Raw genomic sequence first — 13,506 nt, forward strand, 5'->3', positions numbered from 1 at the left:
TATCGGCAAGAAAAAATCTGAGTGAAAATTTTCTAATAAAATAATGTTTTAATTGTAAAATTGCGAACAGCATAAAAAAGTTTGCAATCCATTCAAGTTGCCAGTCTATATATACCATAAACTCATTGTATTTAAAAAAACGGCTTAATACAAGAATTATTGCGAGGCAATGGCACTTTGTTTACTATCGGGTGAATTAGGATTGTAGACAACGTTACCGATTATATATTGATGAAAGATGGTAATAAATTGGTTACTAGCAATCATATCAGAGTGTTGTGCTTTGTTACCGGTTAAAGTGATCAATGTATAGTGCTTTGCCTGACTTTCATAAATATATTTACCAGCATCAACACTTCCTAATGGTACGATGCCATCATCAGAATATAATTGAGTCCCGGCGATGGAATAATAAGTCATATTATTAGGTATTTTATCCCGTTTTTTAATTAGATCATTGAGCATTTGCGTGTGGTTGGAGGTGTTTTTTTCTTCAAAGTTATAGGGTGTTCCAACGGTTAATAGTTGGTTGATATTTAAGTTAGAGTCATTGAAATCGTTCTCTAAGAACATCGTCCAAATTAGTCCACCATTGGAATGACCTAAAGCATTGAAACTGTTGAAACGATAGCGTTTCTTAATAGCATTGAATGCAATATTGAACCAACGAGCCTGCTTCTTAATATTGGAATAGCCGTCTTCGTTATTTTGAAAACCGACAACAAAGAAAGGCTGTGTGTCATTAGCTCGAATTTTACCGCTATATGTAATTGAATCATCAGTGTGAACGGTTAATTTTAAGATACTGTGGTGTTCACCATACTTATTATTGATGGTTTTAACTAAATCATCGAAACGGTTGGCAGAAGCGCTACTACCAGGAATCATGATGATTGGTGTCATTGGTGAATTGTAACGACCGGCCAAAGTTGTAACATTCTTTCGCGTCCAAATGTAAGATGGAATTCCTAAAATAATAAAGAATAGCAGCATAGCGATTAAGTATTTGAAATTTTTATTTTTTCTTAAAGTACGTGTGTGCATCAGTTAGCACCTTCTTCAAGACTCAAATTATCAAAGTCCTTAACTTTAATGGCCATTTTGACAAAGGGAATATAAATATAAACGGAAATTATGATAGCTAAAATGGAGAATATTAAGGCCTGCCAGCTACCATTTGTCCCAATGAAGGCAATTAGTGGACCCGGAGTTCCAATCGGCACAGGATAGACGCTAGGGGGCATTAAATGTAATTGAATTGCTAAAGCTGCCATGGTCATATTAGCAATAGGTGCCAAGATAAAAGGAATCAGAAAAATAATGTTGAAAAGTATTGGTATTCCGGTCATGAGACCACTACTAATGTTGAAAAGACTGGGAATAATCGCCCAACGTGCGACTGTTTGAAAATCTTCATCTTTAGCAACTATCAGAATAGCAATGATCAATCCTAGAACAGCACCAGTTCCGCCGAAAGTCGCGAAAGCATGATAGAGAGCCGAACTAGTAAAGGGATTGGGAGCATTCCAAGCGGTGTGTTTATTTAAAGCATAGTTTAAGTTAACGGTTGAAAGAGTGTCCATTTTTTCAGTGCCAGCAGATGAATAAGTGCCGGACCAACCAAAGAATGACATAACCAAAGTATAAATAGAAAAAATAAAAGTTTTGAATAGTTGACCTAAAGGACTTTTTGAGGTGTACTCGGAAGCAAGCGCATTAATGTAATTGCCAGGAGCTTCGGCATAGTAGGTGACGTTGATTAGAGTACTAAAGAGCATCGCAATTAGCAGTGAAATAACGATTGGTTTAGCAGAAATAAAGGAACGCTCGATAACACTTGATGCGCCGCCCAGTTTGGCATAATCAGGTACGGGACGACTGGTCTTTTTAAAAATCCAGCCGATGAATATTCCTAAAATAATGGCTAAAAGTAAGCCGTGCATGCCTAATATTTGTGGATGAAAAGAAAATATTTGAACTTTGGAATAACTGTAATCGATAATCAATAGAGCACTCATAGCGGTGATACCGGCCAATTGATCATCACGATTGAAATGTTTGGCGGTATATTTGGCAGCTCCGAAGATAGCAATCACTGAGATCCAACCTAAAGATAAGTTGTATAAACCGGTAGTAATATTATCAATTTGCCGATAAATAAAGTCGTTACTCAAGTCAGGAAAGACATCGGTTAAAAAGCCTTCCTTACCAATAACGACAGTTTGAATTATTTTGACAAAACTTCCAAATAGGGCAAAGGGAAAGATCAAAAGTAATGTACGTTGGATTACACGGTAGATAAAAAATTTTTGAAGCTTAAGAGTCCCCAAAATTAATTTTTTTTCGAGTTTATTATTGAATTGAATTTTCATAAGAAAACACCTGCATTGACCGTTATATATATCAGGAAAAGTATAACGCAAATAAAAAAAGCCGCCATCATAGCGACCTCTTTTTATTGAAATAATGAATATAATAAACTGGTAAACCTAGTAAGGTAATTCCAATTCCCATTGCAGCTAAACCGGGTTGACGGAATAAAGTGGAAATAATGATATAGGCTCCACCAGCTAAGGCAATAATTGGTGGTATTGGATAAAAATTGATTTTATAAGGACGTGTTAGTTCAGGTTCTTTCTTTCTTAAAATGAAGACACCAATGAACATCATTACTGAAAAAATCCACATAACGAAAACTAACATATCAGTTAAGTAATCGAAACTACCCATAAAGATCATGGCAATAGCAATAACTGTTTGTACTAAGCCGGCATTAGCTGGAACACGTGTATTCTTAGTTAATTTACCAAAGAATTTTGAAAAGACGATTTCATCATCAGTTCCTAGAACATAAGGAACGCGTGCACCGGTCATTGTATAGCCATTAACTGATCCGAAGACGGAAATAAGGATACCAATGGTAACAATTTTTCCACCAACTTCACCGAAGATACGAATAGCAGATTCGGAAGCAGCATTTTGATTACCGGGAATCAAATGGAATGGCAGTTCTTTGATAAACACAAAGCTGATTAGAACGTAAATTAATGTAATAGCGAATAGTCCTACGATGATTGACTTAGCTAAATCCTTTTCAGGACGTTTCATTTCACCAGCTAGACTACCAACATTCATCCAACCATCAAAGGCAAACATAGTTGCTAATAGTCCGCCACCCAGCGAAGACCAAAAGTTAGCATGACTACCGGAAGTGATTGGAAAAAGTGAAATGGAATTGCTTGAAGGTGTGAAAATACCTACGATAATAATTAAAGCGATGGGAATCAATTTAGCAATTAAAGCAACTGTTTGAATTGTGGCACCAACTTTAGCTCCTAGTAGATTAACAAGATAAAGAAAGATGGCTAATGAAATGGCAATCGGTATTTGCCAAGTAGAAGAAATGTTACACAAATTCATAACTTGTGTGGCAAAAATGATTGATAGAGCGGAAATTCCTGCTGGATAATAGATAACTGATTGTGCCCAAGCAAGTAGAAAAGCTGGAACTTTTCCATAAATATATTCGATGTATTTGTAAATTCCGCCAGCAACTGGAATAGCTGAGGCTAATTCAGCAACTGTCAATCCAGCGTTGATAGTGATAAAACCAGCAAGCAACCAGACAAAAATGGTTAAACTAGCGCTTCCGGTGGCTGCGGTGACACTAGAGATCTTGAAGAAAACTCCACCACCGATAACGAGCCCCATTACCGTTGATAGTGCTGGAAAGAAACCAAGGTCTCTCTTCAGACTGAATTTATCTGTTTTCTCGTTCATAAAGCAAAACTACCCCCTCAAATGGTTTAAACTGCAATTATATACCATATTGATAGAATTCAGGTACTTTTTTAGTAGTAATTGCGCTTACATATAAGTAAAATTAAGGCGAGGTGATTTTATGATAAATTTAGGAATAATTGGAACAAATTGGATTACAGAACAATTCGTTAATGCGACAGATGAGACGAAAGCTTTTTCGTTAACACATGTCTATTCCAGAACTGAAGTTAAGGCAGATAAGTTTATTGAGGATCTTCAAAAGAAGAATATTGCTATTAGTACGGATTTAGAAAAATTTTTTAGTAGTGATGACTTTGAAACTGTTTATATTGCTTCTCCAAATGGTTTACATTTCCAACAAGCCAAGATGGCTTTAGAACATGGAAAAAATGTTATTGTAGAAAAACCTAGTACTTCTACTGTTAGAGAATTCACAATTTTAGATGATCTGGCACATGAAAAAGGACTTTTCTTATTTGAGGCTGCACGTCATATTCACGAACCTATCTTTAAAAAGATTCAAAACTATGTTGAAGACAATTATGATGAATTGAGTGGAGCTACATTTTCTTATATGAAATACTCTAGCCGTTATGATGATTTTAAGGCTGGAAATTTGCCTAACATCTTCAATCCTAAATTTTCAGGTGGAGCTTTATATGATTTAGGTGTCTACACTGTTTATGATGCCGTTGTACTATTTGGACAACCTGATTCTGTAAAGTATGTTGCTGAAATACTTTCATCAGGTATAGATGGAAGCGGAAGTTTGACATTAAAGTATCCTAAGTTTGATGTTAATATCTTGATCGGTAAAACTAAGAATTCATACACTGATTCAGAAATATATTTTGATAAAAAAACTTTATTGATGGACAGTGGTGGTGACATTACTCATGTTCAATTAGCCGATGATAATAAGAATATAACAACTATTCCAACTGTTAAGAGTGAGAACCCAATGGACTCTGAGGCAAAAGAATTTGCACGAATTATGACTGAAAATGATCAAGAAACTTATGAAAATCTCTTGAAGTACGCTAGAATTGTAAATAGAATTCTAGAACAAGCCCGGACAAGTGCAGGACTTGTTTTTGGAGCAGATGAGGATAAGTAAAGTGGAAATACCAAAATTATATCAAGATTATTTTAAACAAAATCAATTTAGTGCATTAACTAAGATTCAAGAGGCCGTCTATCTACCTTTCAAAGAGGGCAAAGACTTTGTTGCCATGGCACCAACTGGTTCCGGTAAAACCTTGGGCTTTGTAATGCCAATGTTAGAAACCTTAGTACCAAAAGATGGATTGCAAGTGTTGATTTTAGAACCTTCTCAGGAACTGGCAATGCAAGTTAGAGATGTTATTCAACCGCTAGCTAAATTAGTAGACTGTAAAGTACAGGCAATTACTGGTGGCGCTAATCCCCAACGTCAGTTGAAAAAGTTGAAAGAAAAGCCAGAGATTATCGTTGCTACCCTAGGACGATTAAATGAATTAACACAGGCTCGTAAGGTGAAATTAGGCAAGTTAAACACTGTTATTGTGGATGAAGCCGATGAAATGTTGAACGAATCAAAATTGGAAACGGTCCGTCAAACAATTGCGCAAATGCCAGCTGATGTTCAAATGACTTTCTTCTCAGCTACTGGTAATGAAATCTTTAAAGATATGCATAAATGGTTTGGACAAGATTTCGATATTATAGATCAACGTAATGATACTACCTATACAGCAGGGATTAAGCATTACTTTATTGATGCTAATAGTGAATTTATCAAAAATGCATTAGTTCGTGAGTTGGCTCATAACAAGAAATTCTTGGGAATAGTTTTTTTCAATAACTCTCGTTCGTTACATAAAGCTATCAGTGATTTGAATCATAACAAAACTAATTTTGTATCTTTAGATAGTAAAATGTCATCACAACAACGTAAATCAGCGATTCAACTCTTTTCTACTAAAAAAGTTAATTTGTTGTTAACAACTGATGTGGCTGCTCGTGGAATGGATATTGACAATATCACAACGATTGTTAATTATATGGTTCCTAGGGATGAAAATGAATATGTTCATCGTTCTGGTAGAACCGGTAGAATGGGTAAGAGCGGTATTGTGCTTACTTTTGGTAATAGTCATGATTTGAAGAACATGCGTGAATTTACTAATGTTGAAATAAATAAGGCTTACCTCAAGAGTGATGGCACACTCTCTAATAAACCTGTTGCTCGTAAAAAGACTGTGGTTGGTCATAAGGATAAACCTAAGACTAAGAAACGGTTACGTGATCAAAAAAATAAAGGTAAGCGTCATAATAATAAATAAGCTTTTTTGCAAGCTTGGTTGTTATGGAGTTAGGTATTGTAAAATTTAAATAATTAAATAAGAGCAGTCTCTATTAAGAAATTCAAGTACATAGTATATGTCTTGAGTACTTAATAGGGACTGCTTTTTTTGAACGGGTAAACGGTTCTATTTATCATTTTCCAGTATTGAATAATTATGCATGTGAGATATAATTTTCTTATAGACGTTTTATTGGTTAATTAAGATTTGGTCCCTTGGCCCAGTTGGATAGAGCAACTGCCTCCTAAGCAGTAGGTCCCCGGTTCGATCCCGGGAGGGATCATTGTTTTGAGTATATGAAAAATATTGGAGATGAATTTAGTAATCGAACGATTAACAGATTTACCCAATATTGGTAAGGTTTTAAATGAACAATTGTCTAAAATTGATGTAACTGATGCGGCTACTTTGAAGAAGTTGGGAAGTCAACAAACTTTTTTGAAATTAAAGTCTTTAAAGGCACCAGATAGATTCTATTGTATTCAAATGTTGTATTCTTTGGAAGGCGCCATTCAAGGTGTTTCTTATACGAAGTTGCCTTCTGAAAGGAAAACAGAACTTTTAAATTTTTTTAGAAAAAATAGTTAAATTACTCATGTCTAGTGAATTAGATGTGAGCTTTTTATTATTATAAAGAGGTTAAATTATGAAAGAAATTAAATGTAGCGATACTTTATCTATTAGCAATCATCGTGTATTTTCATCTGATTTAAATGAACACGGAACTGTATTCGGTGGTAAAACTTTAATGATTGTTGACGATAATTCTTCGATTTCGGCTTCACGACTAGCTCGAATTGAGACGGTCACAGCATCGATTGATCAGGTTAATTTTATTTTGCCATTTGGGTTACAGGATTCGATGTGTACGGAATCTTATGTTTCTGGGGTAGGTAGAAGTTCAATTGAAGTATTTACAAAGATTATCGGTGAACATTTGAAAACAGGAAAACGCTTTTTGGGATTGACTTGTTTTTCTACTTTTGTCGTAACAGATGAAGATATTTTTTTGCCAAGAATTGTTCCTGATAGTGCAGAGTCCGAATATGTTTGCAGTGACTACCATGAGCGTCAGGGTGAACGTTTCAAAAAATTATTGGGGCAAGAAGGATTTAATAAAAATATTAGTTTGCAATTTCCATGGCAAACAAAAAAAGACGCAGAATAATATCTACGTGGTTCTTTCTTAAACTTGGTTGTAACTAAATATCAACTAATATAGTTGAAATATGTTGTTGTCCGCAAAAAAAATCTGTGGGCTACTGAAACGTGGTGGACACAATTTTTTACTATCGACTAGTCCTTTAGTTCTAGTATTTTTAATCTACGAATCTAGAAACTTTAAGTCAAAAAAGCGGCCTCCATTAAGTATTCAAGATATATCCTTTACTTGAATTTCTTAATAGAGGCCGTTTTTTATATTCGAGAAATAATTGATTTAATTAGTTTCCGTAGTTAGGATTTCCTCTCGCAGAGATTGAAAATCTTGACTTGAGAAAGATTTGTTCAGTGATTTATTGACCACTTCAGAGGCTTCTTTAAAGTGTTCAATACCGGATTTGGTAATCTTTAGGCAAACCTCTTTTTGATTATCGTCACTGTGATAACGAATGATTGGTTTGCAATCCTTATTTTCTAACCGTACAGCCATTCGTGAGACAGCCGCCGCACTTAATTTGAGTGAATCTTTAATTTCGAGCAAACTAGCTTTGGAGTCATATTGATCGTAGAGGTAGTGCAAAAAGCTGAATTCAACAGGTGACAAATCATATTTAGCTAATACTTTTTCCAATTCCATTTGGACGTCATTTTCAAAATGTTTCATGTTTAACCAAGTACATAGATTCGAAGTATGATTCATATTTATCACCCCTAACGTTAGATATTAACTTTTATGTATTATGGAACAAATCAATTGCTTGCGCAAGAAAATAATTTTTATCGAGGGATCGTTTGTTAAATCCACGATGTCAGCTTTTTGCTATACTAATCGTAAATAAAAAAATAGTTGAGGGGATATAAATGAGTTTTTATTCGTATCAATATTTAGTGGAACATAACAATGAACCGAATTTTTTATTCATTATAGGAGTTCTAATACTTGCAACAGCTATTTTTATAACTAGTTACTTGTATTTTAAAAATCGATCTGACAATAAATATCGTGATTTGTTGATTATCTTTGGCTTGGGAATTTTTTTGTTTATTGGTATTAATTACAATAATTATGAACAACAGTTGGATATCAATAATAAAACTAATCAAACTTTGGGCTTGATGCAATCTGTTGCTAAAGATAAAAAAGTTTCGAAGAATAAACTGTATTCCAATAGTTCTAGTTTGACAGAAGGAATGTTGATTAAAGCGGGCAAGGATATTTATCGGGTTAGTTTCGATAATAATTTGAGTAGTTATACACTTTCAAAGGCCAATATAATTAGCTCACAAAAAATACAATTGATAAAAAAATAGGTGGCATAATGGTATTACAATACGGTGATTTGACTTTAAAATTTATTATAGGTTTTTTATTCATGGTCTTGCAGATCAATCTGTTTGGACGAGGGAATATTGCTCCGACAAGTGCAATTGATCAACTTCAAAACTATGTCCTTGGTGGAATTGTTGGTGGTATGATTTACAATTCCAGTATTACGATTCTACAATTCACTTTGGTCTTGTTGATCTGGACATTGGTAGTCTTTGTTGCTAAATTTTTGACTAATCACAATAACTTCTTTAAGAAGGTTATCGAAGGTACTCCACAGATAATTGTGAAAAATGGTCATATTGATGTTAATTTGGCTTTGAAAAATGGTTTGTCAGCTAATGACCTATCTTTTAAATTGCGTCAGGCAGGAGTTTTGGATGTTAGAAATGTTAAACGTGCTGTCTTTGAACGTAATGGACAGTTAACGATTATTTTAAAGGATGAAGATAGTTTTAAATATCCATTGATTTTGGATGGCAAGATCGATATGGAAGAGTTATTAACATCGGGTAAGGATGAAGCTTGGGTTGAAGAAGAATTACAAAAACGCCATCTGAGTGTGTCAGAAGTTTATATGGCTAATTATATTAATGGTGAACTAGTTATATATAGATATTAATTTTTTTAGGTTAGCCAAAATTTCGTTTTAATGTGAAGACAACTGTATTAGAATGAAAGTGTAATAACATTTGGTGGTGATAAATATGGTAAGTGGTTCTAAGGCTTTCTCATTGATCATGCTAATTTTTTATGCAATTTTATTGTATTTTGTCTTTGCTGATAAGAACATGATAGCTATGTATATGATGGCTATCGGTATGTTTGTTGAGGCTTTAGTAAATTGTGTTTGTACGTTTCAATCAAAAACTAAATAGGGTGGCGATTATAAATGTCAGAAACAAAAGTTTACAATAATTATTTCTTTGATGAACCAGTATTTGATTTACACGATGGAGGTTATGTTCCATTAGAAAAAGTGGATATGCCTGATCATCCATTGAATATTCCTGCTGCTTTGAAGCCAGACAAGGTAGAAGGAAATGATGTTTATTACACGATTACAGCACAAGAAGGTGAAACACAGATTTTACCTGGTGCTAAAACTAAGACATGGGGCTATAACGCTTCATTATTAGGTCAAACAATCGTTTTAAAGCAAGGTGTTCACTATCATGTGCATCTTGTTAACAAATTACCAGAAGTTACTACTTTCCATTGGCATGGACTAAATGTTACTGGACCTATCGTTGATGGTGGTCCACATGCTCCGGTTTATCCAGGCGGCAGTCGTGATATTGACTTCACTTTGGATCAACCTGCTCAAACTGATTGGATTCATCCACATCCATGTCCAAATACAGCTCGTCAAGTTTGGAACGGTTTAGCTGCAGCGGTCGTAGTAACTGATGATGAAGAAGCTAAATTGCCTTTCCCACGCAATTATGGTGTTGATGATATTCCAATTATTTTGCAAGATAGAAGTTATCATGACAATCAATTAGATTATAAGAAGGATTATGATATTGATGGTACTTTGGGTAAATATGCTTTGGTCAATGGTACGATCAATGGTGTCTTTGATGTAACGACTCAACGAGTTCGTTTAAGAATCTTGAATGGTTCTGATCGTCGTGAATGGCGTCTTCATTTTGATGATGATCATGGGTTTACTCAAATTGCTTCAGATGGTGGTACTTTACCAGAACCAGTTAGATTGACTAAGTTAATGTTAACTTGTGCTGAACGTGCTGAAGTTATTTTGGACTTTGGTGATAAGAAGCCGGGTGACGTAGTTACTCTAATGAGTGATGATATGCCAATTATGAAATTCAAAATTGGTCAATATGTTCCAGATGATGTAAAGCTTCCAGAACATCTAACAACAATCGATGCTCCAGAAGTAACACCTGGACTACCTGTTACTCGTACAGTTATGTCAGGAATGGACGATCAAGTTAGACTTGATGGTAAACTCTTTGATATGCAAAGAATCGACCGTCGTCAAAAGATTGGTGACACTGTCCTCTGGGATGTTGTAAATACCAATGATATGGATGGTGGAATGATTCATCCATTCCATATGCATGGTTGTCAATTCCTTGTTATTAGTCGTAATGGCAAAGAACCATATCCTAATGAACATGGTTGGAAAGATACTGTGGGTGTTAATGCTGGTGAAACAGTCAGAATTGCTGTTCAATTTACTAAGTTTGGTGTTTACATGTATCACTGCCATATTCTAGAACATGAGGATACGGGTATGATGGCACAGATTGAGGCTTATGATCCTAATCATGAACATAAGTATCATTTATTAAGTATGGATGAAATGAATCACCCAAAGAATAAATAAAGTCTCATTGACAACGTTTTCAGTCTAATTTAAACTAATTCTTAGTAATTAGGCTGTAAGTAAATAGACAATACCAATTACAAAGTTGGCATTGTCTATTTTTATTTTGGGGGATATGAGATTGGAAGATAATAGTTTTAAGAAGCGGTTAGGATTCCTAATTTTTGCAATTGTATTGGATGCTTTTGCTAATGCACTAATGATTGACAGTAATATGGGAAGTGCCGTGTGGACGGCCTCAGCAGTCAATATTTCGACGTTACTACATACTAGTTATGGAACAACGTTGTTTATCTATGCTGTTATTGTAACGATTGTTAATCAACTGTTATTAGGAAAATTTGATGGTCATATCTTTGTTTCTAATTTACTGTTCTCATTACCATTTAGCTATTTAGTTGGTTTTTTCAGTGACATTTTAAATCCACTCAATTTAAATTATCTTCCTATATATTCACGTTTCTTGGTTGATTTATTAGGTTTGATTTTTGTTTCAATGGGAACTTCAATTTATCAAAGATGTAATTTAATACAACATCCTAATGATGAAATGGCCTATCTATTGAGATTCAAATATTTACATGGTTCAGCCGGATGGGGACAGTTAGTTAGCTATACACCGCCAGTGATCATCATGATAATTTGTTTCATATTGACAGGACATATCTTGTCAGTTGGTATTGGAACTATTTTGGCGATGTTCTGCCAAGGTATAATTATTGGAATATCGGATAAAATAGTTGTTCCTTCGTTGAAGCATCATTACTCATTTTAATTGTTATAAAAATGATATTTTAAAAATAATATAAGTTATTAAAAAAAGAGTTAAGATTATCGATTTATACTATTGCGGTCAGGCCAAACATGGTTTACTATGACATATAGGGACTACCAGATTTAAAAACAACTGATTCCTTCCCGACGGTGAGATTAATTTCTCACTATTTTTTTGTCAAAAAATACAAAAAGTAACGTCTTTTACTTAAAGAAAATAATAGCACCCGTTCAAATTTATCCCCATGGAGGGAGTTCATCTGAATGGATGCTATTTTACTACTTGGCTTCATCAAAGCTATAGGTAATATCTTCAATGGTCATTTTATTACGACCGGCGTTTTTAGATTTATAAAGATAACTATCGACTCGATTGAATAAATCTGTAAAGCCGGAGTCAGTTGGCTTTAATTGAGAAACACCAAATGATACGCTGACATTCAATTTCTTACCGTTGAAGAAGAGTGGTGAGTGAAGTAAGGTATTTCTTAAATCAGTAATGATTGGTTTACATTCTTCGGCATTTTTACCGCGAAAAATAATAATGAATTCTTCGGCGAATTTTATAATCAAGTTAGCCACTTTAGAAAAATGACAAAATAAAAACACCAAGACGTAAAAATCAGGTATCATTGGAGTTCTCACACAAACAATGAAAGAGGTTTTTCGTCTTGGTGCTAGAACAGAATATCATAAATCGTCCTAAAGGACATCATTTAACTGAAATTGAACGTGGAAAGATTGCTTCCTTTCATTCAATTGGCTACTCGAATCGCCAGATAGCTAAAGCTATCGGCGTTTCACCTCAGACTATTAATAATGAAATTAACAGAGGTACTGTTGAGCAGATCAAGAAAGTTAATGGTAAAGTTCAACACTTGAATTGCTACTTTCCTGACACTGCACATCAAAAGTATGTAAAGAACCGTAAGCTTTGCCATCGTCCTTCTAAATTCGACCAAGTCACAGCCTTTTTAGGCTTCTTTGTAAGCCAGTTCATAGATAATGGATGGTCACCTGATACGGCCGTTGGACGAGCTAAGAACGAAGAATTATTCTTAGTAGATGAAATGGTTTGTACTACTACACTTTACAAATATATTGATGAACAACGACTTGAAATCCGGAATATTGATCTGGTAGAAAAGTCAACTAGACCGACTAAGCAACATACTTCAAAAAAGCATAAGCGTCTACTTGGTCGTAGTATTGAGAAACGCCCTAAAAGTGTTGATAGCAGAGAATCCTTTGGGGACTTTGAGATAGACACGATTGTGGGCAAAAGAAATGGCCATGAGAGTGTCGTCTTAACGCTCATAGAGCGTAAGACACGCTTTGAAATAATGAGACTTATTGACGGTAGAGATGCCGACTCTGTAGATTATGCTATGAAAGAGATCATAAAGAACTATGGTGATCTTATCAATTCAATCACTGCAGACAATGGCCCTGAGTTCTCTAATCTATCATCTGATATGGCTGGCGTTGCGGATGTTTACTTCACACACCCATATACATCTTGTGAACGTGGAACAAATGAAGTACATAATCGAATGATACGTCGTGACTTGCCCAAAGGGCTGTCACTGGATACAGTCAGCCCAAAAGTAATAAGAGACATAGAATTTAAGCTCAACAATATGCCTAGAAAGTTATTGAACTATAAAACGCCACAAGAACTCTTTGCTAGTTCCTGTGGCGCTTAAAGACATATTTATAAACTTCAAATACTGATATCACTTGGATTCAATTTATTTTGT

General features: G+C 34.7%; 15 protein-coding genes and 1 tRNA gene. 11 read left to right on the plus strand and 5 right to left on the minus strand.

The annotated features are described in order from the left end of the window. Positions 1-156: 156 nt before the first annotated feature. The 3 genes from ACI6PB_RS02775 to ACI6PB_RS02785 all read right to left on the minus strand — a co-directional run bounded on the left by ACI6PB_RS02775 (position 157) and on the right by ACI6PB_RS02785 (position 3,780). Positions 157-1,044, minus strand: a complete 888-nt coding sequence (locus ACI6PB_RS02775; RefSeq protein WP_404327740.1) for an alpha/beta hydrolase — start codon at positions 1,042-1,044, stop codon at positions 157-159. Further along, positions 1,044-2,372, minus strand: coding sequence for a PTS transporter subunit EIIC (locus ACI6PB_RS02780; protein WP_309511194.1), 1,329 nt, complete (start codon positions 2,370-2,372; stop codon positions 1,044-1,046). The genes ACI6PB_RS02775 and ACI6PB_RS02780 overlap by 1 nt, the downstream gene beginning before the upstream one ends. Positions 2,373-2,439: 67 nt before the next feature. Next, on the minus strand, positions 2,440-3,780 hold the full coding sequence (locus tag ACI6PB_RS02785) for an APC family permease (protein WP_025084859.1): 1,341 nt from the start codon (positions 3,778-3,780) through the stop codon (positions 2,440-2,442). A gap of 121 nt (positions 3,781-3,901) precedes the next feature. Here ACI6PB_RS02785 and ACI6PB_RS02790 point away from each other — a divergent pair, with 121 nt between their 5' ends. The 5 genes from ACI6PB_RS02790 to ACI6PB_RS02810 all read left to right on the plus strand — a co-directional run bounded on the left by ACI6PB_RS02790 (position 3,902) and on the right by ACI6PB_RS02810 (position 7,296). Beyond that, the gene (locus tag ACI6PB_RS02790) at positions 3,902-4,900 is read left to right on the plus strand and encodes a Gfo/Idh/MocA family protein (RefSeq protein ID WP_025084858.1); all 999 of its coding nucleotides are present in this window, start codon (positions 3,902-3,904) and stop codon (positions 4,898-4,900) included. Position 4,901: 1 nt separating this feature from the next. Continuing rightward, a complete protein-coding gene (locus tag ACI6PB_RS02795) occupies positions 4,902-6,107 on the plus strand; it encodes a DEAD/DEAH box helicase (protein WP_025084857.1) in 1,206 nt (401 codons plus the stop codon). A gap of 230 nt (positions 6,108-6,337) precedes the next feature. After that, a tRNA-Arg gene (locus ACI6PB_RS02800) sits at positions 6,338-6,411 on the plus strand. 29 nt (positions 6,412-6,440) lie between these two features. After that, on the plus strand, positions 6,441-6,716 hold the full coding sequence (locus tag ACI6PB_RS02805) for a TfoX/Sxy family protein (protein WP_034543938.1): 276 nt from the start codon (positions 6,441-6,443) through the stop codon (positions 6,714-6,716). Between the two features lie 58 nt (positions 6,717-6,774). Then, a complete protein-coding gene (locus ACI6PB_RS02810; protein ID WP_025084855.1) occupies positions 6,775-7,296 on the plus strand; it encodes an acyl-CoA thioesterase in 522 nt (173 codons plus the stop codon). A 270-nt stretch (positions 7,297-7,566) separates the two neighbouring features. Here ACI6PB_RS02810 and ACI6PB_RS02815 read toward each other — a convergent pair whose 3' ends face one another. Next, complete coding sequence (locus tag ACI6PB_RS02815) at positions 7,567-7,989, minus strand: transcriptional regulator (protein ID WP_025084854.1); 423 nt, start codon at positions 7,987-7,989, stop codon at positions 7,567-7,569. Positions 7,990-8,150: 161 nt separating this feature from the next. Between ACI6PB_RS02815 and ACI6PB_RS02820 the strand changes: the two genes are divergently transcribed. From ACI6PB_RS02820 to ACI6PB_RS02840, 5 genes are all read left to right on the plus strand, one after another. Then, a complete protein-coding gene (locus ACI6PB_RS02820; protein ID WP_025084853.1) occupies positions 8,151-8,600 on the plus strand; it encodes a DUF3290 domain-containing protein in 450 nt (149 codons plus the stop codon). An 8-nt stretch (positions 8,601-8,608) separates the two neighbouring features. Then, entirely contained in the window at positions 8,609-9,238 is a 630-nt protein-coding gene (locus ACI6PB_RS02825; protein WP_404327741.1) for a DUF421 domain-containing protein, read from the plus strand. An 85-nt stretch (positions 9,239-9,323) separates the two neighbouring features. Continuing rightward, complete coding sequence (locus tag ACI6PB_RS02830) at positions 9,324-9,494, plus strand: hypothetical protein (RefSeq protein WP_404327742.1); 171 nt, start codon at positions 9,324-9,326, stop codon at positions 9,492-9,494. A 14-nt stretch (positions 9,495-9,508) separates the two neighbouring features. Then, entirely contained in the window at positions 9,509-10,972 is a 1,464-nt protein-coding gene (locus ACI6PB_RS02835; protein ID WP_025084851.1) for a multicopper oxidase family protein, read from the plus strand. A 121-nt stretch (positions 10,973-11,093) separates the two neighbouring features. Beyond that, a complete protein-coding gene (locus ACI6PB_RS02840) occupies positions 11,094-11,747 on the plus strand; it encodes a YitT family protein (RefSeq protein ID WP_025084850.1) in 654 nt (217 codons plus the stop codon). A gap of 278 nt (positions 11,748-12,025) precedes the next feature. On the opposite strand, the gene ACI6PB_RS02845 is transcribed toward ACI6PB_RS02840, so the two are convergent. Beyond that, positions 12,026-12,319 (minus strand): GGDEF domain-containing protein, encoded by a 294-nt coding sequence (locus ACI6PB_RS02845; protein WP_404351105.1) that lies wholly within the window; start codon positions 12,317-12,319, stop codon positions 12,026-12,028. A 98-nt stretch (positions 12,320-12,417) separates the two neighbouring features. On the opposite strand from ACI6PB_RS02845, the gene ACI6PB_RS02850 reads away from it, so the two are divergent. Further along, entirely contained in the window at positions 12,418-13,452 is a 1,035-nt protein-coding gene (locus ACI6PB_RS02850) for an IS30 family transposase (RefSeq protein ID WP_059075255.1), read from the plus strand. Positions 13,453-13,506 lie beyond the last annotated feature (54 nt).

Source organism: Companilactobacillus paralimentarius (genome assembly GCF_963227125.1).
Classification (GTDB): domain Bacteria; phylum Bacillota; class Bacilli; order Lactobacillales; family Lactobacillaceae; genus Companilactobacillus; species Companilactobacillus paralimentarius.

Bases quoted from the DNA above. Each gene is read 5' to 3' on its own strand.
- ACI6PB_RS02790 (WP_025084858.1), top strand. From the start codon at position 3,902: ATGATAAATTTAGGAATAATTGGAACAAATTGGATTACAGAACAATTC.
- ACI6PB_RS02820 (WP_025084853.1), top strand. From the start codon at position 8,151: ATGAGTTTTTATTCGTATCAATATTTAGTGGAACATAACAATGAACCG.
- ACI6PB_RS02785 (WP_025084859.1), bottom strand. From the start codon at position 3,780: ATGAACGAGAAAACAGATAAATTCAGTCTGAAGAGAGACCTTGGTTTC.
- ACI6PB_RS02825 (WP_404327741.1), top strand. From the start codon at position 8,609: ATGGTATTACAATACGGTGATTTGACTTTAAAATTTATTATAGGTTTT.
- ACI6PB_RS02775 (WP_404327740.1), bottom strand. From the start codon at position 1,044: ATGCACACACGTACTTTAAGAAAAAATAAAAATTTCAAATACTTAATC.
- ACI6PB_RS02805 (WP_034543938.1), top strand. From the start codon at position 6,441: ATGAATTTAGTAATCGAACGATTAACAGATTTACCCAATATTGGTAAG.
- ACI6PB_RS02815 (WP_025084854.1), bottom strand. From the start codon at position 7,989: ATGAATCATACTTCGAATCTATGTACTTGGTTAAACATGAAACATTTT.
- ACI6PB_RS02780 (WP_309511194.1), bottom strand. From the start codon at position 2,372: ATGAAAATTCAATTCAATAATAAACTCGAAAAAAAATTAATTTTGGGG.
- ACI6PB_RS02810 (WP_025084855.1), top strand. From the start codon at position 6,775: ATGAAAGAAATTAAATGTAGCGATACTTTATCTATTAGCAATCATCGT.
- ACI6PB_RS02830 (WP_404327742.1), top strand. From the start codon at position 9,324: ATGGTAAGTGGTTCTAAGGCTTTCTCATTGATCATGCTAATTTTTTAT.
- ACI6PB_RS02835 (WP_025084851.1), top strand. From the start codon at position 9,509: ATGTCAGAAACAAAAGTTTACAATAATTATTTCTTTGATGAACCAGTA.